Source organism: Microvirga sp. CF3062 (assembly GCF_036314045.1).
Lineage (GTDB): Bacteria > Pseudomonadota > Alphaproteobacteria > Rhizobiales > Beijerinckiaceae > Microvirga.
In genome coordinates, this window is sequence record NZ_JAYGGN010000003.1 from 178,740 (window position 1) to 198,071 (window position 19,332).

Annotated in this window: 22 protein-coding genes; 11 read left to right on the forward strand and 11 right to left on the reverse strand. The window is 64.3% G+C overall.

Going from position 1 to position 19,332, the window contains the following annotated elements; all coding sequences use genetic code 11:
* Positions 1–151 precede the first annotated feature (151 nt).
* The 9 genes from VB618_RS07045 to mutM all read right to left on the reverse strand — a co-directional run bounded on the left by VB618_RS07045 (position 152) and on the right by mutM (position 9,041).
* Positions 152–766, reverse strand: a complete 615-nt coding sequence (locus VB618_RS07045) for a LysE family translocator (protein ID WP_329795881.1) — start codon at positions 764–766, stop codon at positions 152–154.
* Positions 767–799: 33 nt separating this feature from the next.
* Entirely contained in the window at positions 800–1,129 is a 330-nt protein-coding gene (locus tag VB618_RS07050; RefSeq protein WP_329795882.1) for a DHCW motif cupin fold protein, read from the reverse strand.
* A gap of 11 nt (positions 1,130–1,140) precedes the next feature.
* Entirely contained in the window at positions 1,141–2,325 is a 1,185-nt protein-coding gene (gene recF, locus VB618_RS07055) for a DNA replication/repair protein RecF (protein WP_329795883.1), read from the reverse strand.
* A 172-nt stretch (positions 2,326–2,497) separates the two neighbouring features.
* Positions 2,498–3,616, reverse strand: a complete 1,119-nt coding sequence (dnaN, locus tag VB618_RS07060; protein WP_329795885.1) for a DNA polymerase III subunit beta — start codon at positions 3,614–3,616, stop codon at positions 2,498–2,500.
* Positions 3,617–3,778: 162 nt separating this feature from the next.
* Positions 3,779–5,230, reverse strand: a complete 1,452-nt coding sequence (dnaA, locus tag VB618_RS07065; protein WP_329796155.1) for a chromosomal replication initiator protein DnaA — start codon at positions 5,228–5,230, stop codon at positions 3,779–3,781.
* Between the two features lie 829 nt (positions 5,231–6,059).
* Positions 6,060–6,326, reverse strand: a complete 267-nt coding sequence (gene rpsT / locus VB618_RS07070; RefSeq protein WP_036354247.1) for a 30S ribosomal protein S20 — start codon at positions 6,324–6,326, stop codon at positions 6,060–6,062.
* Positions 6,327–6,500: 174 nt separating this feature from the next.
* Entirely contained in the window at positions 6,501–7,271 is a 771-nt protein-coding gene (locus tag VB618_RS07075) for a TSUP family transporter (RefSeq protein WP_329796156.1), read from the reverse strand.
* Between the two features lie 23 nt (positions 7,272–7,294).
* Entirely contained in the window at positions 7,295–8,068 is a 774-nt protein-coding gene (locus tag VB618_RS07080) for an enoyl-CoA hydratase (protein WP_329795886.1), read from the reverse strand.
* Between the two features lie 85 nt (positions 8,069–8,153).
* Positions 8,154–9,041 carry a bifunctional DNA-formamidopyrimidine glycosylase/DNA-(apurinic or apyrimidinic site) lyase gene (gene mutM, locus VB618_RS07085; protein WP_329795887.1) on the reverse strand — a complete coding sequence of 296 codons (888 nt, stop codon included), beginning with the start codon at positions 9,039–9,041 and terminating at the stop codon, positions 8,154–8,156.
* A gap of 98 nt (positions 9,042–9,139) precedes the next feature.
* Between mutM and ubiE the strand changes: the two genes are divergently transcribed.
* The 10 genes from ubiE to VB618_RS07135 all read left to right on the forward strand — a co-directional run bounded on the left by ubiE (position 9,140) and on the right by VB618_RS07135 (position 15,917).
* Positions 9,140–9,889, forward strand: coding sequence for a bifunctional demethylmenaquinone methyltransferase/2-methoxy-6-polyprenyl-1,4-benzoquinol methylase UbiE (ubiE, locus tag VB618_RS07090; protein ID WP_329795888.1), 750 nt, complete (start codon positions 9,140–9,142; stop codon positions 9,887–9,889).
* A 4-nt stretch (positions 9,890–9,893) separates the two neighbouring features.
* Positions 9,894–11,468, forward strand: a complete 1,575-nt coding sequence (ubiB, locus tag VB618_RS07095) for a 2-polyprenylphenol 6-hydroxylase (protein WP_329795889.1) — start codon at positions 9,894–9,896, stop codon at positions 11,466–11,468.
* On the forward strand, positions 11,465–12,679 hold the full coding sequence (gene coaBC, locus VB618_RS07100) for a bifunctional phosphopantothenoylcysteine decarboxylase/phosphopantothenate--cysteine ligase CoaBC (RefSeq protein ID WP_329795890.1): 1,215 nt from the start codon (positions 11,465–11,467) through the stop codon (positions 12,677–12,679). Before ubiB ends, coaBC begins: the two co-directional genes overlap by 4 nt.
* The gene (gene dut, locus VB618_RS07105; RefSeq protein ID WP_329795891.1) at positions 12,676–13,131 is read left to right on the forward strand and encodes a dUTP diphosphatase; all 456 of its coding nucleotides are present in this window, start codon (positions 12,676–12,678) and stop codon (positions 13,129–13,131) included. Before coaBC ends, dut begins: the two co-directional genes overlap by 4 nt.
* A 12-nt stretch (positions 13,132–13,143) precedes the next feature.
* Complete coding sequence (locus tag VB618_RS07110; protein WP_329795892.1) at positions 13,144–13,593, forward strand: RrF2 family transcriptional regulator; 450 nt, start codon at positions 13,144–13,146, stop codon at positions 13,591–13,593.
* Positions 13,594–13,666: 73 nt separating this feature from the next.
* Positions 13,667–14,647 carry a cysteine synthase A gene (gene cysK, locus VB618_RS07115; protein ID WP_329795893.1) on the forward strand — a complete coding sequence of 327 codons (981 nt, stop codon included), beginning with the start codon at positions 13,667–13,669 and terminating at the stop codon, positions 14,645–14,647.
* 149 nt (positions 14,648–14,796) lie between these two features.
* Positions 14,797–15,153: a hypothetical protein gene (locus VB618_RS07120; RefSeq protein WP_329795894.1), complete on the forward strand. Its 357-nt coding sequence runs from the start codon at positions 14,797–14,799 to the stop codon at positions 15,151–15,153.
* A 12-nt stretch (positions 15,154–15,165) separates the two neighbouring features.
* Complete coding sequence (locus VB618_RS07125) at positions 15,166–15,399, forward strand: hypothetical protein (RefSeq protein ID WP_329795896.1); 234 nt, start codon at positions 15,166–15,168, stop codon at positions 15,397–15,399.
* 13 nt (positions 15,400–15,412) lie between these two features.
* Entirely contained in the window at positions 15,413–15,733 is a 321-nt protein-coding gene (locus VB618_RS07130; protein ID WP_329795897.1) for a hypothetical protein, read from the forward strand.
* A gap of 19 nt (positions 15,734–15,752) precedes the next feature.
* Positions 15,753–15,917 (forward strand): hypothetical protein, encoded by a 165-nt coding sequence (locus VB618_RS07135; RefSeq protein WP_329795898.1) that lies wholly within the window; start codon positions 15,753–15,755, stop codon positions 15,915–15,917.
* A gap of 49 nt (positions 15,918–15,966) precedes the next feature.
* Here VB618_RS07135 and VB618_RS07140 read toward each other — a convergent pair whose 3' ends face one another.
* Both VB618_RS07140 and typA read right to left on the reverse strand, forming a co-directional pair.
* Positions 15,967–16,590, reverse strand: a complete 624-nt coding sequence (locus tag VB618_RS07140) for a glutathione S-transferase family protein (protein ID WP_329795899.1) — start codon at positions 16,588–16,590, stop codon at positions 15,967–15,969.
* A gap of 73 nt (positions 16,591–16,663) precedes the next feature.
* Positions 16,664–18,493, reverse strand: coding sequence for a translational GTPase TypA (gene typA, locus VB618_RS07145; protein ID WP_329795900.1), 1,830 nt, complete (start codon positions 18,491–18,493; stop codon positions 16,664–16,666).
* 254 nt (positions 18,494–18,747) lie between these two features.
* On the opposite strand from typA, the gene VB618_RS07150 reads away from it, so the two are divergent.
* Complete coding sequence (locus VB618_RS07150; RefSeq protein WP_329795901.1) at positions 18,748–19,131, forward strand: YybH family protein; 384 nt, start codon at positions 18,748–18,750, stop codon at positions 19,129–19,131.
* Positions 19,132–19,332 lie beyond the last annotated feature (201 nt).

Consider the following 19,332-nt stretch of genomic DNA (forward strand, 5'->3'; position numbering starts at 1 on the left):
TGCGCCAGGGTTTTGATTCGTCAGATCAGTTATTTAGGGACGAATGGTTGAAATTTCACCCCCACGCGCCCACGCGCGCGTGAAAACTGGCAGAAAATCCACGAAAAACTGCCGAATCAGGATAATTCTTTGCCGCAGCCCTGAAGGCCCCTCAGCGCGCCGCAACGGCAGCTGCGGCCCCCGCCATAACCGTGCCGGTCGTCCGGTTGAGGATGCGGACGGCCCGTGGGCTGGTGAAGAGCCGGCGGGCACGAGCGGCCAGCGCAATATAGCCGGCAAAGACCACACCGAGCACCGTCAGGGTCGCGACCACGAGCTCCGCAAAGCCCAGCAGCGTGATCCGGGTAAGATCAAGGAAGGTCGGCAGGAGCGCCAGGTAGAACACCATAACTTTCGGATTCCCCATGGTCACGGCGAGACCTGCCATGAAGAGCTTAGCGGAATTCTCCGCCTTCACGTTCGCCTCCACCTCCTGCGTTGCCATGGGTGCCGTCCAGAGCTTGTAGGCGATGTACAGGAGGTACGCCGCGCCCAGATACTTGATGACCAGGAACACCCCATGGAAGGTCTGCGCGAGGGCGGCGAGCCCCAGGATGGCGAAGGACAACCAGACCACATCCCCCAAGGCTACTCCGATGCTGAACGCCACTGCCCCTTTAGGGCCGCGTCCCAGCACCCGCGCCACAATGGCAGCGATGCCCGGCCCCGGCGACGCCGCGGCGATGAAGAGGGCGGAGGAGAAGAGCAGAAGGCCTGCGAGATCCATGGCGGATTCCTAAAAGGTATTCAGGACGCCACTTTAGTCCACGATGAAGAGCTTGGCACCTTGGATAGTTTTCGAGCGGTGCGGCTCCGCACCGTCGGCTACCTGATAGCTCTGGCCCGCCTTGAGGGCGAAGACGCGGCCATCGTCGAGTTCGGTGAGAAGCTCGCCTTCCAGCACGAGCAGGATATGGCCTTTGCTGCACCAGTGATCGGCGAAATAGCCGGGCGTGTATTCGACCATGCGGACGCGGATGTCTCCGAAGCTGCGGGTGCGCCATATGGCATGACCGGTTTCGCCAGGGTGAAGAATCGGCTCGATGTCGGACCAATCCGTCATACCGAAGGGAATGTCTGACATCTTCATGGCTTGTCCCTTTACGATGGGAATTCTGAAGGAAGGATCTGGCCCGGCAAGACCTGCAGCACATCGGCCCGGCCTTCCAGCTCGGCGAAGAGGCTCAGGTCCGCCCCCGTCATCCAGACCTGTCCGCCAAGGGTTTCCAGCGCCGTGAAGAGGCCGGCACGACGGCGAGGGTCGAGATGGGCCGCGACCTCGTCGAGCAGCACGAAGGGCGCGATGCCGCTCATGCTGGCCACCAGCCGCGCATGGGCGAGCACGAGACCGATGAGCAGCGCCTTCTGCTCGCCGGTGGAGGCGGTGTTGGCCGGAATGTCCTTGGGTCCATGCCGCACGAGCAGGTCGGAAGCCTGAGGCCCGACAAGAGTGCGTCCGGCGGCTCGATCACGCGACCGGTAGTCGCGTAAGGTGGCCCGGTAGCGATCCTCGGCATCGACGGCGGGCAGGGTGGCCACCAGAGTGTCGAGGTCGCCCTCAAGGCCCATCGTGGCGAAGGGGAAGGGGGAATCCTCCTCACGGGTCTCCAGAATCAGGGCCGCGAGGCGCTCCACCGTCTCGCGGCGGGCGGACGCCACCGCGATGGCGAGCTCCGCCACTTCACGCTCCAGGGCATCGAGCCAGAGGCGGTCGTCGGAGTTCTCCTCCAGCACACGATTGCGCGAGCGCAGCGCCCGCTCGAGCGCATTCACTCGCGTGCCGTGCTCAGCATCCACCGCGAGCACGAGCCGGTCGAGAAAGCGGCGCCGGTCGCCGGCGGGGCCGCGGAACAGGGCGTCGAGATCGGGGGTGAGCCAGACGATGCGCAGGTACTCGGCAAAAGCGGTGGGCGAGGAAGCTGGCATGCCGTCGATGCGGCAGACCCGTGAGGCACGGGACCCTTCCCGCGAGGCGCGGGAGCCTTCATTCAGATGCTCGATGCCCGTGCCGAGCCGGTGCTCGCCGTAGGGCGCATCGAGGGTGACGGACACAGCGAAGGAGCCCGGCCCTTCGTTGCGCGCCATCTCGGCGAACTCCGCGCGCCTCAGGCCCCGCCCCGGCATGAAAAGCGAGATCGCCTCCAGCACGTTCGTCTTGCCGGCTCCGTTCTCACCCACCAGCGCCACGAGCGGGCGCGAGACAGTGAGGTCCAGGCTCGCATAGGTGCGGAAATCCTGGAGGATCAGACGGGCGATTCGGGAAGCGGCAACGGGGGCGGAGGACATGCGCCCCCTTCATTCAGGAGCAGGCGCGAAAGATCAAGCGTCGGCGTTTACAGAAGCGTCATCCCGGGGCTGCGGAGCAGAACCCGGGATCGCAGGACGAGAAGTGGCGCTTTATTCTGAAGACGATCCCGGATCGCCTGCGGCGTCCGGGATGACCAACATCTAAAGTGGCTTACACCCGCATCGGCATCAGGACGTAGAGGGCGGCGGCGCCTTCCCGGTCCTGGATGATCGTGGGAGAGCCCGGATCGGCGAGCCTGAACACGGCGGTGTCACCGTCGAGCTGGGATGCGATGTCGAGGAGATAGCGGGCGTTGAAGCCGATATCGATCGGAGCCGCATCGTAATCGACCTCGATCTCTTCCGTCGCGCTGCCCGAATCCGGATTGTTGACGGTGAGCGTCAGGCGTCCGTCGCCGAGCGCCAGCTTCACCGCGCGGCCGCGCTCCGACGAGATCGTCGAGACACGGTCCACCGCCTTCGAGAAATCAGCGCGCTCGACCACAAGGACCTTGTCGTTCCCGGCCGGGATGACCCGCTGGTAGTCGGGGAAAGTACCGTCGATGAGCTTGGAGGTCAGCACCACGCCATCAAAGGTCAGCCGCACCTTGGCGGAGGACAATTCGACCGTGATGCTCTCCGAGCCGTCTTCCACGAGCTTGACGATCTCGGCCACGGCCTTGCGCGGGATGATGATGCCCGGCATGCCCTCCGAGCCGGCAGGCGCCGGGATCTCGACCCGCGCGAGGCGATGGCCGTCGGTGGCGACCGCGCGCATGACAATGGCGCCGCCGGCATCTATCGTGTGGAGATAGATGCCGTTCAGGTAATAGCGGGTTTCTTCCGTCGAGATCGCGAACTGGGTCTTCTCGATCAGGCGCTTGAGGTCGGAGGCGGGAAGCGTGAAGCGGTGCGGCAGGTCGCCGGCGGCGAGATCCGGGAAGTCGCTCTCAGGCAGGGCCTGCAGCATGAAGCGCGAGCGGCCGGAGCGGATCTGCATCTGGCCCATGTCCGGGGTCATTTCGAGCGAGACCTGCGCCCCGTCCGGCAATTTGCGTACGATGTCGTAGATCATGTAGGCCGGAACGGTGGTGGAGCCGGCCTCCGTAATGTCGGCCGGAATCGTCTCCGTCACCTCGATATCGAGGTCCGTGGCCTTCAGGCGTAAGGAGCCCTCGTCCGCCCGCAGCAGGACGTTGGACAGGATCGGAATGGTGTTGCGGCGCTCGACGACGCGGTGCACGTGCCCCAGCGCCTTCAGCAGAGCGGCGCGCTCAACGGTAACTCTCATAACCTTCGATATCCGGTTTCGGTGAAATTCTTGGCTCATGCCCGCGGCAGGGTTGCCCTTGAGCGGGACAAGCAGGGCAGCAAGATTGGCTTTTGTCGGCGGAGAAAGCAAGGCCGGGGCCTTTCCGGCCCCGACACCGGGGCTTTCCAGGCCTCGATCGCCCTATTCCTGCAGCATGCGCTTGAGGAGTTCGACCTCGTCGGAGAGCGCGTGGTCCTCGCCCAAGGCTTTTTCGATCTTGCGCACGGCGTGGAGCACCGTGGTGTGGTCGCGCCCGCCGAAGCGGCGGCCGATCTCGGGCAGTGAACGCAGCGTCAGCACCTTGGAAAGGTACATGGCGATCTGGCGCGGTTTCACCACGGCGGCAGTGCGGCGCTCCGACAGGATGTCGGAACGGGAGACGTTGTAGCGCGAGGCCACCAGCTTCTGGATGTCCTCGATCTTGACCCGCTTGGGCTCCCGGTTGCGCACGAGATCGCGGATCGCGGTCTCGGCGGTCTCCAGGGTAATGGCGGAACTGGTGAGCGTCGCGTGGGCCAGAAGGCGGTTCACGGCGCCTTCGAGATCGCGGCCGTTGGCCGTGATGGAGCGGGCCACGAAAGCGATCACGTTCGGCCCCACCTCGAAGGTGGGATGGATCGTTTTCAGCGCTTCGATCCGGGTGGTGAGGATCGAGGTGCGAAGCGCCTCGTCGAGGGAGCTGACCTCGACCACGAGGCCGCCGGCAAGGCGCGAGCGCACCCGCTCGTCGAGATTCTCCAGATCCGCCGGCGGGCGGTCGGCGGCGATCACGATCTGACGGCCCGCATCGATGAGAGCGTTCAGGGTGTGGCCGAATTCCTGCTGGATCTGCTTGCCCTGGATGAACTGCACGTCGTCTATGATGAGCAGGTCGATGCCGCGCAGGCGTTCCTTGAAGGCGAGCGACGTCTGCGCCTTCAGGGAGGCGACGAAGCCGTACATGAAGCGGTCCGCCGTGAGATAGATCACCCGGCGTCCCTGTGAGCGCACCGCATGGCCGACAGCATGCAGAAGATGCGTCTTGCCGAGGCCAACGCCTGCATGAAGGTAGAGCGGGTTGTAGATAGCCTGCCCGTTCTGCGCGTGGGCGACCCGATCCGCAGCCGCATGGGCAAGCGCATTGGAGCGACCGACGATGAAGCTCTCGAACGTGAGCCGGGGATCGAGCGGGGCGCCGCCAAGTTCGCCGGCCTCGCCGCGCTCCTCCTGAGAGGAGGGTGCAGAAGAAGCCTTGATCTCATGATTCATGCTCGGCATGGCCATGGAAGGAGCAGAAGACGGACGCGGAGCTTCGCTCGTCCGGCGCTGAGTTGCAGGATCCCGACTGAGGCTGCTGCGCACGCCGATGGACACGCGCTCCACGTCACCGGCTTCCGAGCGATAAACCGTCAGCACTCGGTCGGCATAGTGGGATTCGATCCAGCTCTTCAGGAAGCGGGTGGGGACGGTCAGATAAGCGCATCCCTCGATCACCGAATCCAGCTCCAGGCGACCAAACCAGCTGGCGAAGATGTCCTCGCCCAGTTCGGCCCTGAGACGGCGTTTGACCCGCGCCCAAACTTCAGACGCCGATTGCTCGCCCGGAACATCCATGCCGTTCTCGCTCGGAGCGGCAAAGGTTCGGTGATCTTCGCTGCGATACATCAATGTCCTCCACGAGGCTTCCCCTTATTAAGGTTGGAAACCCCCACGCATGTCCCGTTCTGAACACCAAGGCACAGATGCCTCACAGGTTGTTCAAAACGTGCCACCCCCAAATTGTACAAAAGATTATTCGTTCGTTTTTAAGTGGAGATGATCGTCAACGGCCATCCCCTTTGTCTTCACTCAAGATCGGTCAAGTCTTCCCTTGGTAAAGGATGAGCCTTCGTCTGCTTCTTGGGAGAATGAAACAACGACTGATCCCCGCAAATGGTGTTTTTGATTCAGGCTTCGAGTGAATGATTTAACGGCGAGCCGTTGAAGCAGGCTGACCTTACACAGGGTGCGGGAGCGCGTGCAATATACTCGAGTCGAGTCACAACCCTCTGGACGCACCCGGCTGCGTTCACAGCCTCGTCCACAGGTTTTGAATCTGAGCTGTAAAGCGCTGACTCTTCAACTGATTCACTGTGTCATCACAGCCTGTGCTCAGGACCGAAAAAGAGTTTTCGCGCAACCTTGATTCACAACCGATTCGCCCCGAATCCGAGGGTGATTCTGATGCTTCGCGATGCTTTGCCTGCTAAGCTCTTGAATGCACTTCATCTTTTATGTGCATTTTGAATCTGGGCTGTTGAACCCTCACCCCGTTATGCGGGGATAAAGTCAAGCTGCCATGTGGATAAAATTCAGGCGTAGAATCGAACATCAAACACGAAAAAACCCGGCCTCTCGGCCGGGTCTAATTCGTAATGAAAAGACAGCTTTTGAGGGCTGCTTTTTAAGCGCTCAGCGTCTTGATGCGGCTCGCGAGGCGCGAGACCTTCCGCGACGCGGTGTTCTTGTGCACGATACCCTTCTGGGCCGCGCGCATCATCTCCGGCTCGGCGGCGCGCAGGGCGGCTGCGGCCTCAGTCTGGTTGCCGGAAGCGATGGCCTCTTCAACCTTGCGGACGAAGGTCCGCATGCGGCTGCGACGCGACTTGTTGATCGCGGTGCGCTTCGCGATCTTGCGGGTCATCTTCTTGGCGGACACGGTGTTGGCCATGGCCCATCCTCGTTCTTTTAAAATCCCGATGGCCAAGCTCAAGCCCGTAGGAGAGCTCCGGCAGCGATCGGTTGATTGCATGGAAACCGAAGAGCCCGCAGGACGCGCGGGCTCATGTGAGGCGGCTTATAGACGTGATGCCCGCGAACGTCAACGTCCGTAGGCCTTTGCGCGTCAAAAAAGCGCCGAAAGGCCCTGGCGCCACGGATTGGCGGGGTCGAGCAGGAGCCTGAGCGCCATCAGGCTCGACACCAGAACCAGAAGCGGCCGGATGAGCTGGGAGCCCAGTCGCATGGCGAGCCTCGATCCGACCTGAGCCCCCAGCAGCGAAGCTCCGGCCATGACCAGACCCAGAGGCCACACCACCGCGCCTGTTGCCGCATAAAGAAGGAGACTGCCGAAATTGCTCGCGAAATTGACGAGCTTGGTATGGGCGGTCGCCTTGACCACCCCGTAGCCCAGCAGCGTCACGAAGGCGAGCATATAGAAGGAGCCGGCACCCGGCCCGAAGATACCGTCGTAAAACCCGATGGCGACGGGCGCCGTGAGACCGAAGGCGAGGGCGGTCATGCGGGCATGGGCATCCTCGTCCTTCATCTTGCGCGAGAGGGCGAAGTAGATCGCCATCGCGATGAGCATGACCGGGATCAGCACCTCGAGCACGGCGCGCGGAAGGAACTGGACGCACAAAGCTCCCCCGATGCTGCTCGCGAACGCCACCAGGGTGAAGCCCCAGGCCTTCCGCCACTCGATCAGTCCCTTGCTGCCGAAGGTATAGGTGGCGGACGCTGCAGCGACCGAGCCCTGCACCTTATTTGTGGCGATCGCCTGTGCCGGATCGAGGCCGGCCAGCAGAAGGGCCGGCACGGTGAGAAGTCCGCCGCCCCCGGCAATTGAATCCACGAAGCCTGCCAAAAAAGAGATCGCGGCAAGCGCCGCGATCATGTCGAAGCCGATGTCAGGCACGATTATCCGTTCTTGAACTCAGGGGGGCGCTTGCCCACGAAGGCCGACATGCCTTCCTTCTGGTCGGCGGTGGCGAACATGGCGTGGAACAGGCGCCGCTCGAAGCGGATGCCCTCCGAGAGCGACACCTCGTCCGCGCGGTTGATGGTCTCCTTGGTCATCATGGCGATCGGCAGCGACATGGACGCGATGGTCTCGGCCGATTTCATGGCCTCGGTGAGGAGGTCGGCCGCCGGCACCACGCGGGCGACGAGGCCGGAGCGCTCGGCTTCTTCTGCCCCCATCATGCGGCCCGTCAGGCACATCTCCATGGCCTTGGCCCGGCCGATGAGCCGGGTCAGGCGCTGGGTGCCGCCCATGCCGGGCATCACGCCGAGCTTGATCTCGGGCTGACCGAACTTGGCGTTGTCCGCCGCGATGATGAAGTCGCACATCATGGCGAACTCGCAGCCGCCGCCGAGCGCAAAGCCCGCCACCGCGGCGACCATGGGCTTGCGCCGCCCCGACACCTTCTCCCAGCCGGAGAAGAAGTCGGCCATGTAGGTGTGCGGATAGGTGAGCTCCGTCATCTCCTTGATGTCGGCCCCGGCGGCAAAAGCCTTTTCCGAGCCGGTGATGACGATGCAGCCGATGGTCTGGTCCGCCTCGAAGGCGTCGAGGGCCTGGTTCACCTCGCCCAGGAGCGTGGAATTGAGGGCGTTCAGGGCCTGTGGCCGGTTGAGGGTGATCAGCCCCACCTTGCCGCGCGTCTCCGTGAGAATCGTCTCAAAAGCCATGTGACATCTCCTGCTCGATGATGGGACACCGGTAGGCGAGGGCGCATGGCCCGGCAAGTGAAAATCGGGAAGGCCTGCCTTGAGATCAGGAGCGCTTCTGGCATTCCGGGCAGTAGAAGGTCGAGCGCCCGGACTGCACGAGGCGGGTGACCGTACCGGTGCAATCGGGCGTCACGCAGGGCTCGTTCTCCCGGTCATAGACCCGGAAGGAATGCTGGAAATAGCCCAAGGATCCATCCACCTGCGCATGGTCGCGTAAGGTCGATCCGCCGGCTTCCACCGCCTCAGCCAGCACGTCGCGAATGACATCGGCGAGCTGGTTCGCCTTCTCCGTCGGTTGCCCCTTCTTGGTCACGAGCGAGCCCGCCGGAGCCTCTGGATGCAGGCCGGTGCGGAACAGCGCCTCGCACACATAGATGTTGCCGAGGCCGGCGATCAGGCGCTGGTCGAGGAGGGCGGCCTTCAGTGGCGTGCGCTTAGCCATGAACAACCTGGCAATGGTCTCGCCCGAGAGCTCGTTGCCGAGGGGCTCGATGCCCATGCCGTCAAAATGCTTCGAGGTCTCGATCCCGGACCGGGGCACCAGATCCATGAAGCCGAAGCGGCGGGTGTCATTATAAGTGACGGTGGCGCCGTTGGAGAGCCCGAACACCACATGGTCGTGAGCCCCCAGAGCCCCGTGCTCATGGTGGAACTCCCCCGGCATCCGGGTGGCGCCATCCTTCGTCACGAGAAAGCGGCCGGACATGCCCAGATGCATGACCAGCACCTCGCCGGAGGAGAGATCGGCCAGGAGATACTTGGCCCGGCGGCCGAGCGCCGTGACCTCCTGCCCTTCCAGCCGCTCAGTGAACCGCTTGGGGAAGGGAAAGCGCAGATCGGGCCGGCGCTGGATCACCTTGGTGAAGCGGGCTCCCACCATGGCGGGCTCCAGGCCGCGGCGCACGGTTTCGACTTCGGGCAGTTCGGGCATCAACCATCTCTCGGCTTCTTGAGGGCTCTTACATAGCCTTTGGGCCTCGCTTCCGCTATGGATCGCGACAACAGGTACGAAAGGTTGGATGTGAGACCATGACCGACGAGAACACCCATTTCGGGTTCCAGTCCGTGCCCCTGGGTGAGAAGCAGGGCAGGGTCAACGAGGTCTTCCGCTCGGTGGCTGGCCGCTACGACCTCATGAACGACCTCATGTCTGCCGGGCTCCACCGCCTCTGGAAGGACGCGCTCATCTCGACCCTGCGCCCTCCTCGCGACCGGCCCTTCCGCCATCTGGATGTCGCCGGCGGCACCGGGGACGTGGCCTTCCGCATTCTCGATCAGAGCGGCCCGCAGACCCGCGTGACCGTGCTCGACATCAACGGCGAGATGCTGAAAGTGGGTGCCGAGCGGGCCGGCCACCGTTATGAGGGCCAGATCGATTTCGTCGAGGCCAATGCGGAGGAGCTGCCGCTCGAGTCCAAGACCTACGATGCCTACACCATTGCCTTCGGCATCCGGAACGTGCCGCGCATTGATGCGGCCTTGCGCGAGGCGCACCGGGTGCTGAAGCCCGGCGGACGCTTCCTGTGCCTGGAATTCTCCAAGGTGGACGTGCCGGTGCTCGATAAAGTCTACGATGCCTATTCCTTCAACGTGATCCCGCGGCTCGGGCAGATGGTGACCGGGGATGCGGAATCGTACCAGTACCTCGTCGAGTCGATCCGCCGCTTCCCGCCGCCGGCGGCGTTTGCGCGGATGATCGAGGAAGCGGGCTTCAAGCGCGTCACCCATCGCAGCCTGACGGCCGGTGTCGTGGCCATTCACTCGGGCTGGAAGATCTAAGCACGTGATCGGCAGCCTCTTCCATCTCGCTCGTAATCTGCGCGCCGGCTTCGTTCTGGCGCGCGAAGGCGCGCTGGCGCTCGTCGATCCGAGCGCCCTGCCGCCCGCCGCCCGCTTAGGGCTGAAGATGGCGCGGCTCGTCGAGCGGCCGCAGACTGGGGACAGCGCCACGCGGCTCTCCAAGGCCCTGACGCGGCTCGGGCCCTCTTACGTGAAATTCGGCCAGTTTCTGGCGACCCGCCCCGACATCGTCGGCGTGGCTGCGGCACGCGACTTGGAGCGCCTGCAGGACCGCATGCCGCCGTTCCCCCGGGCGGAAGCCGTGCGCATGGTCGAGATCGCCCTCGGTCGTCCCATCGACGTACTTTTCCTGGAGTTCAGCGAGCCGATTGCAGCCGCGTCCATCGCGCAGGTTCACAAAGCCCGTCTTCGCACTGCCGAGGGCGAGGAAACGGTGGCCGTGAAGGTGGTTCGGCCGGGCGTGCGCGAGGGCTTCGCCCGCGACCTGCAGGCCATGCGCGCCGCCGCCCGCCTGTTCGAGCGCGTAGTACCCGATGCCAAGCGCCTCAAGCCGCTCGAAATCGTGGAGGCGCTGGCCCGCTCTGTCTCCGTCGAGATGGATCTGCGCCTGGAAGCGGCGGCCGTCTCGGAGCTTGCGGAGAACACGAAGGACGATCCCGATTTCCGCGTGCCGAAACCGGAATGGGATCTCACGGCGCGGGACGTGCTCACCACCACCTGGATCGAAGGCATCCGCCTCAACGATCTGACAGCTATCGAGGCCGCCGGCTTCGACCGGGTGGCGCTCGGGCGCACGGTGATCCAATCCTTCCTGCGCCACGCCATCCGCGACGGCTACTTCCATGCCGACATGCATCCCGGCAATCTGTTCATCGATGCGGAAGGGCGCCTCGTTGCCGTCGATTTCGGCATCATGGGCCGGCTCGGCATGAAGGAGCGGCGCTTCCTCGCCGAAATCCTTTTAGGCTTCATCCGTCGCGACTACCTGCGCGTGGCGCAGGTGCATTTCGAGGCCGGCTACGTGCCGCCGCACCATTCGGTGGAGGATTTCGCGCAAGCCATCCGGGCCATCGGCGAGCCGATCCATGATCGGCGGGCCGACGAGATCTCCATGGCGAAGCTGCTGACGCTTCTCTTTGAGATCACGGCGCTCTTCGACATGGCGACGCGGATCGAACTCGTCATGCTGCAGAAGACCATGGTGGTGGTGGAGGGCGTCGCCCGCAACCTCGACCCGAAGCTCGACATGTGGACCACCTCGGAGCCCGTGGTGCGCAACTGGATCGAGCGGAATCTCGGGCCTCTCGGCCGGGCCGAACAGGCGGGCCGTGGATTATGGACGCTGGCCGGCGTCATCGGCGACCTGCCGGAGTTGGCGTTGCGCGCCGAGCGGGTGCTCAACCAGTTTGAGGATGTAACGGCGCGGGGCGTGTCTCTCAACCAGGACAGTGTTGCCGCCATCGGCCGCGCCGAGGCGCGGGGCAACCGCTGGGGCGTGGCGGCCTTGTGGATCATCGCCGCCTCGTTGATGATCATGCTGTTCAGAGGCTTCGCATGACGGCGCTTACAGGCAAACGCATCCTCCTGGTCATCGGCGGCGGCATCGCGGCCTATAAGTCCCTTGATCTCATCCGCCGCCTGCGCGAACGCGGCGCCTCCGTGCACTGCATCCTGACCAACGGGGCTCAACAGTTCATTACGCCGCTTGCGGCCTCGGCGCTTACGGGCCAGCGCTCGCACACCGACCTCTTCGACCGCGAGGACGAGGCCGATATCGGCCATATCAAGCTCGCCCGCGATGCGGACCTTATCGTCGTGGCCCCCACCACCGCCAACCTCATGGCGAAGATGACGGGCGGCCATGCGGACGATCTCGCTTCGACGGTGTTGCTCGCCACCATTCTGCCGATCCTGATCGCGCCCGCCATGAACGTGCGCATGTGGCTGCACCCGGCGACGCAACGCAATCTGAAAGCCCTGCAGGCCGATGGCGTTCACGTGGTCGGGCCGAACGAGGGCGCCATGGCGGAGGCTGAGTTCGGCCCCGGCCGCATGGCGGAGCCACTCGAGATTGCGGCGTCCGTCGAGCGGCTGCTCACACCCTCGGGGCCTCTTGCCGGCAAGCACGTGATCGTCACCTCGGGCCCGACGCACGAGCCCATCGACCCGGTGCGCTACATCGCCAACCGCTCCTCGGGCAAGCAGGGTCATGCCATCGCGAAGGCCGCTGCCGACGCGGGTGCGCGTGTCACCCTGATCGCCGGCCCCGTGACCCTGCCCGATCCTGCGGGCGTGACGGTCGTGCACGTGGAGAGCGCCCGCGCGATGCTGGAGGCGGCGGAGCAGGCGCTGCCGGCCGATATCGGCATCTTCGCCGCCGCCGTAGCCGACTGGCGTGTGGCCAATGCGGGCGGGCAGAAGATCAAGAAGAAGGACGGCGCCCTGCCCAACCTGTCGCTCACCGAGAACCCGGACATCCTCGCCACCATCGCGCGCCGCACGGAAGGGCGCCCACCGCTTATGGTGGGCTTTGCGGCGGAAACAGAGAACGTCATCGAGCATGCCAAGCAGAAGCTCGCGAAAAAGGGCTGCGACCTCATCGTGGCCAACGACGTCTCGGCGGAAACGGGCGTGATGGGCGGCGACAGCAATACTGTGCATCTCGTCTCCGCGTCCGATGTGGAGACCTGGCCGACCTTGTCGAAAACGGATGTGGCGAAAAAGCTCATCGAGCGCTTGGGCGCGATGGTCGGAGGCGAGACGCCATGAGCCAACGCCTGCGCATCCAGCGCCTCGCGCATGCCGCCGACCTGCCGCTCCCCCGTTATGAAACCGCAGGTGCGGCGGGCATGGATCTCGTCGCCGCCAACCCTGCCGACGTGCCGATTGTTCTGCAGCCGATGCAACGGGCGCTCGTTCCCACAGGCCTCGTGTTCCAACTCGAACCTGGCTTCGAGGCTCAGGTGCGGCCGCGTTCGGGACTGGCGTTCAAGCACGGCGTCACGGTGCTCAACGCGCCGGGCACCGTGGATGCGGATTACCGGGGCGAGGTGCAGGTGCTGATCGTCAATCTGGGACAAGAGCCCTTCACCGTCACGCGCGGCATGCGCATCGCTCAAATGATCGTTGCGCCCGTCATCCAGGTGGAGCCTTGGGAAGTGGATCAGGTCGACGAGACGCCCCGCGCCGCCGGCGGCTTCGGCTCCACGGGATTGGGCTAGGGGAGCATCGCCATGAACTTTCTCTCACGCCGCTCCCTTCTCGCCATCGCGGCCGTTACCGACATCGCGCTCCACGCCCGGCCCATGCCGGTTTCCGCCAAGGCGCTGGCCGCCCGGCACAACCTGCCCCCGCGCTATCTGGAGCCGGTTCTGCAGGCTCTCGTGCGCCAAGGTATTCTCAAGGGCGTGCGCGGGCCGCGGGGCGGCTATGAACTGGCCCGCGAACGGCGACGGATCACGGCGGGCGACATCGTGCGCATCGCGATGGCGGCACTCGAAGAGGACGGCGCGACTCCGATCCCCGAATCGCGCTTGGCCGAGGCTGTGGTCAGTCCCCTGGTCCAGCGCGGCACAGAAGCTTTCTTGAGCGAACTCGACAAGGTCACGGTCGAGGATCTGTGTCAGAAGGCGCAGGCGGAATCGGCGGTTGAGCCGGCGTCGAGCGTCGATTTCACGATCTGAAATGTAGAATATTCCAAATATCGACACCTGCTGCGGGAAAAGATAAGCTTCCTCCGATCTGAAGGAGGATCTCATGGCTGACACTGTCAATGCATCGAGCGCCGGCACCAAGCCCGGGCGCGGCCGGATCTACGGCTCCATCACGGAAACCATCGGCAACACCCCGCTCGTGCGCCTGAACCGGCTGCCGCAGGAGCATGGCGTCGATGCCGAAATCCTCCTCAAGCTCGAGTTCTTCAACCCGCTTTCGAGCGTGAAGGACCGCATCGGCGTCAACATGATCGAGTCCATGGAGGCCGCCGGCCACATCAAGCCCGGCGCGACCCTGATCGAGCCGACCTCCGGCAATACCGGCATCGCGCTGGCCTTCGTGGCGGCAGCCCGCGGCTATCGCCTCATACTGGTGATGCCCGAGACCATGTCGCTCGAGCGCCGCAAGATGCTTGCCTTCCTCGGAGCCGAACTCGAACTCACCCCCGGCCCGCAAGGAATGAAGGGCGCCATTGCCCGCGCCGAGGAACTGCTTCGCGAAATTCCCGGCTCGGTCATCCCGCAGCAGTTCAAGAACCCGGCCAATCCGGAGATCCACCGCAAGACGACGGCCGAGGAGATCTGGAACGACACCAACGGCCAGCTCGATGCCTTCGTGGCGGCCGTGGGCACCGGCGGCACGATCACCGGCGTTGGCCAAGTGATCAAGCCACGCCTGCCGGGCCTGCGCGTGATCGCCGTCGAGCCAGAGGATTCGCCGGTGCTGTCCGGCGGCCAACCGGGTCCGCACAAGATTCAGGGCATCGGCGCTGGCTTCGTGCCGGACGTGCTCGACCGTTCCGTGATCGACGAGGTGGTCACGGTAGGCAACCAGACCGCCTTCGACATGGCGCGCAAACTCTCCAAGCTCGAAGGCATCCCCGGCGGCATTTCGACGGGCGCCAATGTGGCGGCAGCCCTCGAAGTGGCTGCACGGCCCGAGTTCAAGGGCAAGCGCATCGTCACAGTCGCGTGCTCCTTTGCCGAGCGCTACATTTCGAGTGCGCTCTTCGAAGGGCTCTGATCCCCTCCCCGTGAGCACATGATCCGAAGGGCGGCTTCAAAGCCGCCCTTTTTTGTTTGAGCTGGGCCCAAGCGTAGCCAGAACTTCCCCTAATTCCTCGGGTTCTCCTTGCGACATACGAATTCAAACGATGATTCAAGGAGTTCATCATGGCGGAACGCAAGGCTCCCCACTCATTGCAGGACCAAGAGGCGGACCAGATCCGCAACGAGCAGCGCGGCGGCATCGACAGCCCGGTCGACCCGAACTGGGACGGCGGCGTTGAAGGCAACGCCACTCTACGACGCGTGTGGAGCCAGCCCGGCGGCGAGGCCTATGCCTATCGCCAGGGCCAGAGCGGCCAGACCAGCAAAGCCGGGCATGACGGCCACGACGAACTCACGGCCGCCGAGACGCCTGAGACCACCAAGCACTTGAGCGACGCCAGCCTGTCGCCGGACGACAAGGATGCGACCGCCGAGGCCATCGAGCGGATGACGGACGTCAACGGCAAGGACAAGGGCTGACAGGAGAGCGCCATGGGCAATGCAGGCTACGGCAACCACACCGAAGACACGAAGCAGGACGTCGAGTCAAAGCGGCTCGATCCCCAGGGCGATCAGAAGACCTCGTCCGACAAGCAGCCCGATGGCAAGCAGCCGGCAGCGGGCCCTCACAGCAAGCCGTCGCTGACGAACCCGGACTCGACTCCCGGCACGGGCGCTCTGCCCGATGCAGGCGACCGCGACGCGACCGATTCGACCAGCTCATGATCCGGAGGCGGCCATGACGCAGAACAAGGATTCGGGACCTCGCGTCCCCACCGAGCGCCCCGATCCGGAGGAGGCTGCTCGCGATCCAGGACCGGGCTCCCAGGATCGCCCTGGCTTCGATCTCGGTGGCGCGGTGAATGATTCGAACAAGACCCAGGTGGGGTCCGGCACCATTCCGGGCGGTCCGAAGGGCAGCACGTCCCAAGGCACTGATGCCGGCGGCCGTGCGACTGGACTCACCGATCCGAGCGGTTCGCGCTCCCTCGGCAATGAGGGCGATGCGGGCTCCGATTCCGGCGGAGGTCCGACGGATGGATCGGGCGGTCCTTCCTGATTGCAAGCGAGGTAAGACGATGGCTCAACCGAACGACAAGTCCAACAAGGCAACCGAAGAGGATATCAGCGCTCCCCGCCTGACCCCGCAGGGCCGCGAGTGCCCCGAGGCCTCGGGCGAGGATTCGACGAACCCGATGGGCGAGGGTGCGAAGAAGGGGCAGAGCGATAAGGCCGAGGGCTAAGCGCAGGGCTTCCTGACAGTACTATCGAGAGAGGCCATGCTGGCCTCTCTTACAATCCTCCGTCTCGTCCATAGACCCGAAAGCCTTCGCGCTCGCAGAGACGATCATAGTAGCGCTCGATCTCCCGCAGGCTCGGCCGTTCGAGTGGAATGCTCTTCCAGCGATGGACCGACAGGCCGATGACGATGTCGGCGCAGGTGAAGGCTGGCCCAGCGATATAGGCGCCGGTGCGGGCAAGCTCCCGGTCCAGTACCCGAACGGCGGAGCAGAATGAGTTCCAGGATGAGGCAATCTGTTTTTCATCCTGGAAGTTCGGGTTCTTCCGCACGGTTGCCTGGAAGACGTAGCGCCAGGTGTTGTTGAAGTCGGAGACCTGCCAGTCCATCCACTTCTCGACATGCGCCCGCTCGGCTGGAGCGACAGGCAGCAGATCGTCACGGCCTTCCCGCGCCGCCAGATAGCGGACGATGCTGTTCGATTCCCAGAAGAGCTGGCCCGCATCCTCGAGCACCGGAATCATGCCGACGGGATTGAGCTTTTGAAATTCCGGATCTGTCACAGGCCGCGTTCCGCCGCCCCAGTCGGTGCGCTCGAACGGGAGGCCAAGCTCCATGCAGGTCCAGAGCACCTTCCGGACATTGATGGATCCTGCGTATCCGTGAACCTTCAGCATGCCCTCTCCCGATCTCCGTTCATGAAAAAGGCCGCTCCAAGGAGCGGCCTTTCAACTGTTTCCTAGGCTGCCTTTAGGCGCTCAGGGCTTCCTTCGAGCGCTCGGCGCGCTTGCGGTCGTTCGGATCGAGGATCGCCTTGCGGATGCGGATCGACTTGGGCGTCACCTCGACGAGCTCGTCGTCCTGGATCCAGGCCAGCGACTTCTCCAGCGTCATGCGGATCGGCGGCGTGAGGCGCACCGCTTCGTCCTTGGAGGTCGTGCGGATGTTGGTGAGCTTCTTGCCCTTGAGCACGTTCACCTCGAGGTCGTTCTCGCGGTTGTGCTCGCCGATGATCATGCCCTGATAGACCTTCCAGCCGGGCTCGATCATCATCGGGCCACGGTCTTCGAGGTTCCACAGGGCGTAGGCCACCGCCTCGCCGTTGTCGTTCGAGATCAGCACGCCGTTGCGGCGGCCGGCGATCTCGCCCTTGTAGGGCTCGTAGGCGTGGAACAGGCGGTTCATGATCGCGGTGCCGCGGGTGTCGGTCATCAGCTCGCCCTGGTAGCCGATCAGGCCGCGGGTGGGTGCGTAGAACACGAGGCGCTGGCGATTGCCGCCCGAGGGGCGCATCTCGACCATGTCGGCGCGGCGCTCGGACATCTTCTGCACCACGACGCCGGAATATTCCTCGTCTACGTCGATCACCACTTCCTCGATCGGCTCGAGAAGTTCGCCGCTCGCATCGTCCTTCTTCATGACGACGCGGGGACGCGACACGGCGAGCTCGAAGCCCTCGCGGCGCATGGTCTCGATCAGGATCGCGAGCTGCAATTCGCCACGTCCCGAGACGAAGAACGAATCCTTGTCCGCGGCTTCCTCGATCTTGAGAGTGACGTTGCCCTCGCCTTCCTTGAACAGGCGGTCGCGGATCATGCGGCTCGTGACCTTGTCGCCCTCGGTGCCGGCAAGCGGGCTATCGTTGACGATGAACGACATGGTCACGGTCGGCGGATCGATGGGCTGGGCCTGGATCGGAATGTCGTTCTCGGGCGCGCAGAAGGTGTCGGCCACCGAGCCCTTCACGAGGCCTGCGATGGATACGATGTCGCCGGCCTCGCCGAGCTCGATCGGCTGGCGCTCAAGGCCGCGGAACGCGAGGATCTTGGACACGCGGCCAGCTTCGACCAGCTTGCCCTCGCGGTCGATCACCTTGATCGACTGGTTCGGCTTCACCGAGCCGGAGCTGATGCGGCCGGTGACGATGCGGCCCAGGAAGGGGTTGGCTTCGAGCAGCGTGCCGAGCATGCGGAACGGGCCTTCCTCGACCTTGGCCGGCGGCACATGCTCGAGCACCATGTCGAACAGCGGCGCGAGGCCCTGGTCGTTCGGGCCTTCCGGGGCCTTCGCCATCCAGCCGTTGCGGCCCGAGCCGTAGAGGATCGGGAAGTCGAGCTGCTCGTCGGTGGCGTCGAGCGCCGCGAAGAGGTCGAACACCTCGTTGACCACCTCGACGTGGCGGGCATCGGGACGGTCGATCTTGTTGATGGCGACGATCGGGCGCAGGCCGATCTTGAGGGCTTTGGACACCACGAACTTGGTCTGCGGCATCGGCCCTTCGGCCGCGTCCACCAGCACGATAGCGCCGTCAACCATGCTCAGGATGCGCTCCACCTCGCCGCCGAAATCGGCGTGGCCGGGCGTGTCGACGATGTTGATGCGGGTGTCCTTCCAGACGACCGAGGTCGCCTTGGCCAGGATGGTGATGCCGCGCTCTTTTTCCAGGTCGTTCGAGTCCATGGCGCGCTCTTCCACGCGCTGGTTCTCGCGGAAGCTGCCCGATTGGGAGAGCAGCTTGTCGACGAGGGTGGTCTTGCCATGGTCGACGTGGGCGATGATGGCGATGTTGCGCAGCTTCATGAGGCTAGTCTTTCAAAAGCAAAATGGCCCGGTTCGCGGCAAGCGTAGCCGCGCCCCTGGCTCGAACCGGGCGGAAATTCTGATGCGCTGCAATATAGTGATAAGAGAGCGGCGGCAATAGGGCAGCAAAAGGGATTGCAAGCTAGGCAGGACGATAAATCATCGATACCGTGTTTCAAAATTGGCATGACAGAACGGAAGGCGGGCGACGCAAGACCCCCTTTGCCGGCTCCCGACGATGAGACGTGAAGAAGATGTCCGTTCAGCAACTGATCGCTACCGACAAAGCCTTCAACGACATGGCCCAGAAAGAAGGCACCGGAAAGGCCTTCATCGCCTATTCCGCCGAGGACCCCGTGATGATCCGCCCGGGGAGCATGCCGCTGCTGGGCCGGACAGCCTTCGTCGAGAGCTTCTCCCAGGTCAAAGGCTCCGCCCTGTCCTGGGAGCCCCTCAAGGCCGAGATCGCCGCAAGCCAGGACCTCGGCTACACCTTCGGCCGCTACACGCTGCGCGAAGACGGGGCGATCAAGGCCCACGGGGTCTATGTAAGCATCTGGAAGAAGCAGTCGGACGGATCCTGGAAATTCGTCCTCGACGGCGGTGGGACGACGCCGGAGCAAGTGGCCATCCCCTGAAACATAGCATCCTTGTCAAAGAGCAAGCGCTTGTGGGCCCGCAGCGTGAGCTGCGAGCCTGAAGAGCAATCGAGGGTGGCGCGAATGGCAGCCCGGCTCGATGATGTGTGGTGATAGGGAAGAGCCGGAGTGCCTCTTCGCGCACGGCTTCTTTAAGGCGTTCAAGCGATGCCAGCCCGGTGACCGCCTCAGGCGGGGTCC

Coding starts and splice junctions, on each gene's coding strand:
- coaBC (WP_329795890.1), top strand. CDS start 11,465: ATGACGGCGCTTACAGGCAAACGCATCCTCCTGGTCATCGGCGGCGGC.
- VB618_RS07150 (WP_329795901.1), top strand. CDS start 18,748: ATGTCCGTTCAGCAACTGATCGCTACCGACAAAGCCTTCAACGACATG.
- VB618_RS07110 (WP_329795892.1), top strand. CDS start 13,144: ATGAACTTTCTCTCACGCCGCTCCCTTCTCGCCATCGCGGCCGTTACC.
- VB618_RS07140 (WP_329795899.1), bottom strand. CDS start 16,590: ATGCTGAAGGTTCACGGATACGCAGGATCCATCAATGTCCGGAAGGTG.
- cysK (WP_329795893.1), top strand. CDS start 13,667: ATGGCTGACACTGTCAATGCATCGAGCGCCGGCACCAAGCCCGGGCGC.
- mutM (WP_329795887.1), bottom strand. CDS start 9,041: ATGCCCGAACTGCCCGAAGTCGAAACCGTGCGCCGCGGCCTGGAGCCC.
- dut (WP_329795891.1), top strand. CDS start 12,676: ATGAGCCAACGCCTGCGCATCCAGCGCCTCGCGCATGCCGCCGACCTG.
- VB618_RS07080 (WP_329795886.1), bottom strand. CDS start 8,068: ATGGCTTTTGAGACGATTCTCACGGAGACGCGCGGCAAGGTGGGGCTG.
- recF (WP_329795883.1), bottom strand. CDS start 2,325: ATGTCCTCCGCCCCCGTTGCCGCTTCCCGAATCGCCCGTCTGATCCTC.
- VB618_RS07120 (WP_329795894.1), top strand. CDS start 14,797: ATGGCGGAACGCAAGGCTCCCCACTCATTGCAGGACCAAGAGGCGGAC.
- VB618_RS07050 (WP_329795882.1), bottom strand. CDS start 1,129: ATGAAGATGTCAGACATTCCCTTCGGTATGACGGATTGGTCCGACATC.
- typA (WP_329795900.1), bottom strand. CDS start 18,493: ATGAAGCTGCGCAACATCGCCATCATCGCCCACGTCGACCATGGCAAG.
- VB618_RS07135 (WP_329795898.1), top strand. CDS start 15,753: ATGGCTCAACCGAACGACAAGTCCAACAAGGCAACCGAAGAGGATATC.
- dnaA (WP_329796155.1), bottom strand. CDS start 5,230: ATGGATGTTCCGGGCGAGCAATCGGCGTCTGAAGTTTGGGCGCGGGTC.
- VB618_RS07045 (WP_329795881.1), bottom strand. CDS start 766: ATGGATCTCGCAGGCCTTCTGCTCTTCTCCTCCGCCCTCTTCATCGCC.
- VB618_RS07075 (WP_329796156.1), bottom strand. CDS start 7,271: ATGATCGCGGCGCTTGCCGCGATCTCTTTTTTGGCAGGCTTCGTGGAT.
- VB618_RS07125 (WP_329795896.1), top strand. CDS start 15,166: ATGGGCAATGCAGGCTACGGCAACCACACCGAAGACACGAAGCAGGAC.
- dnaN (WP_329795885.1), bottom strand. CDS start 3,616: ATGAGAGTTACCGTTGAGCGCGCCGCTCTGCTGAAGGCGCTGGGGCAC.
- VB618_RS07130 (WP_329795897.1), top strand. CDS start 15,413: ATGACGCAGAACAAGGATTCGGGACCTCGCGTCCCCACCGAGCGCCCC.
- ubiE (WP_329795888.1), top strand. CDS start 9,140: ATGACCGACGAGAACACCCATTTCGGGTTCCAGTCCGTGCCCCTGGGT.
- rpsT (WP_036354247.1), bottom strand. CDS start 6,326: ATGGCCAACACCGTGTCCGCCAAGAAGATGACCCGCAAGATCGCGAAG.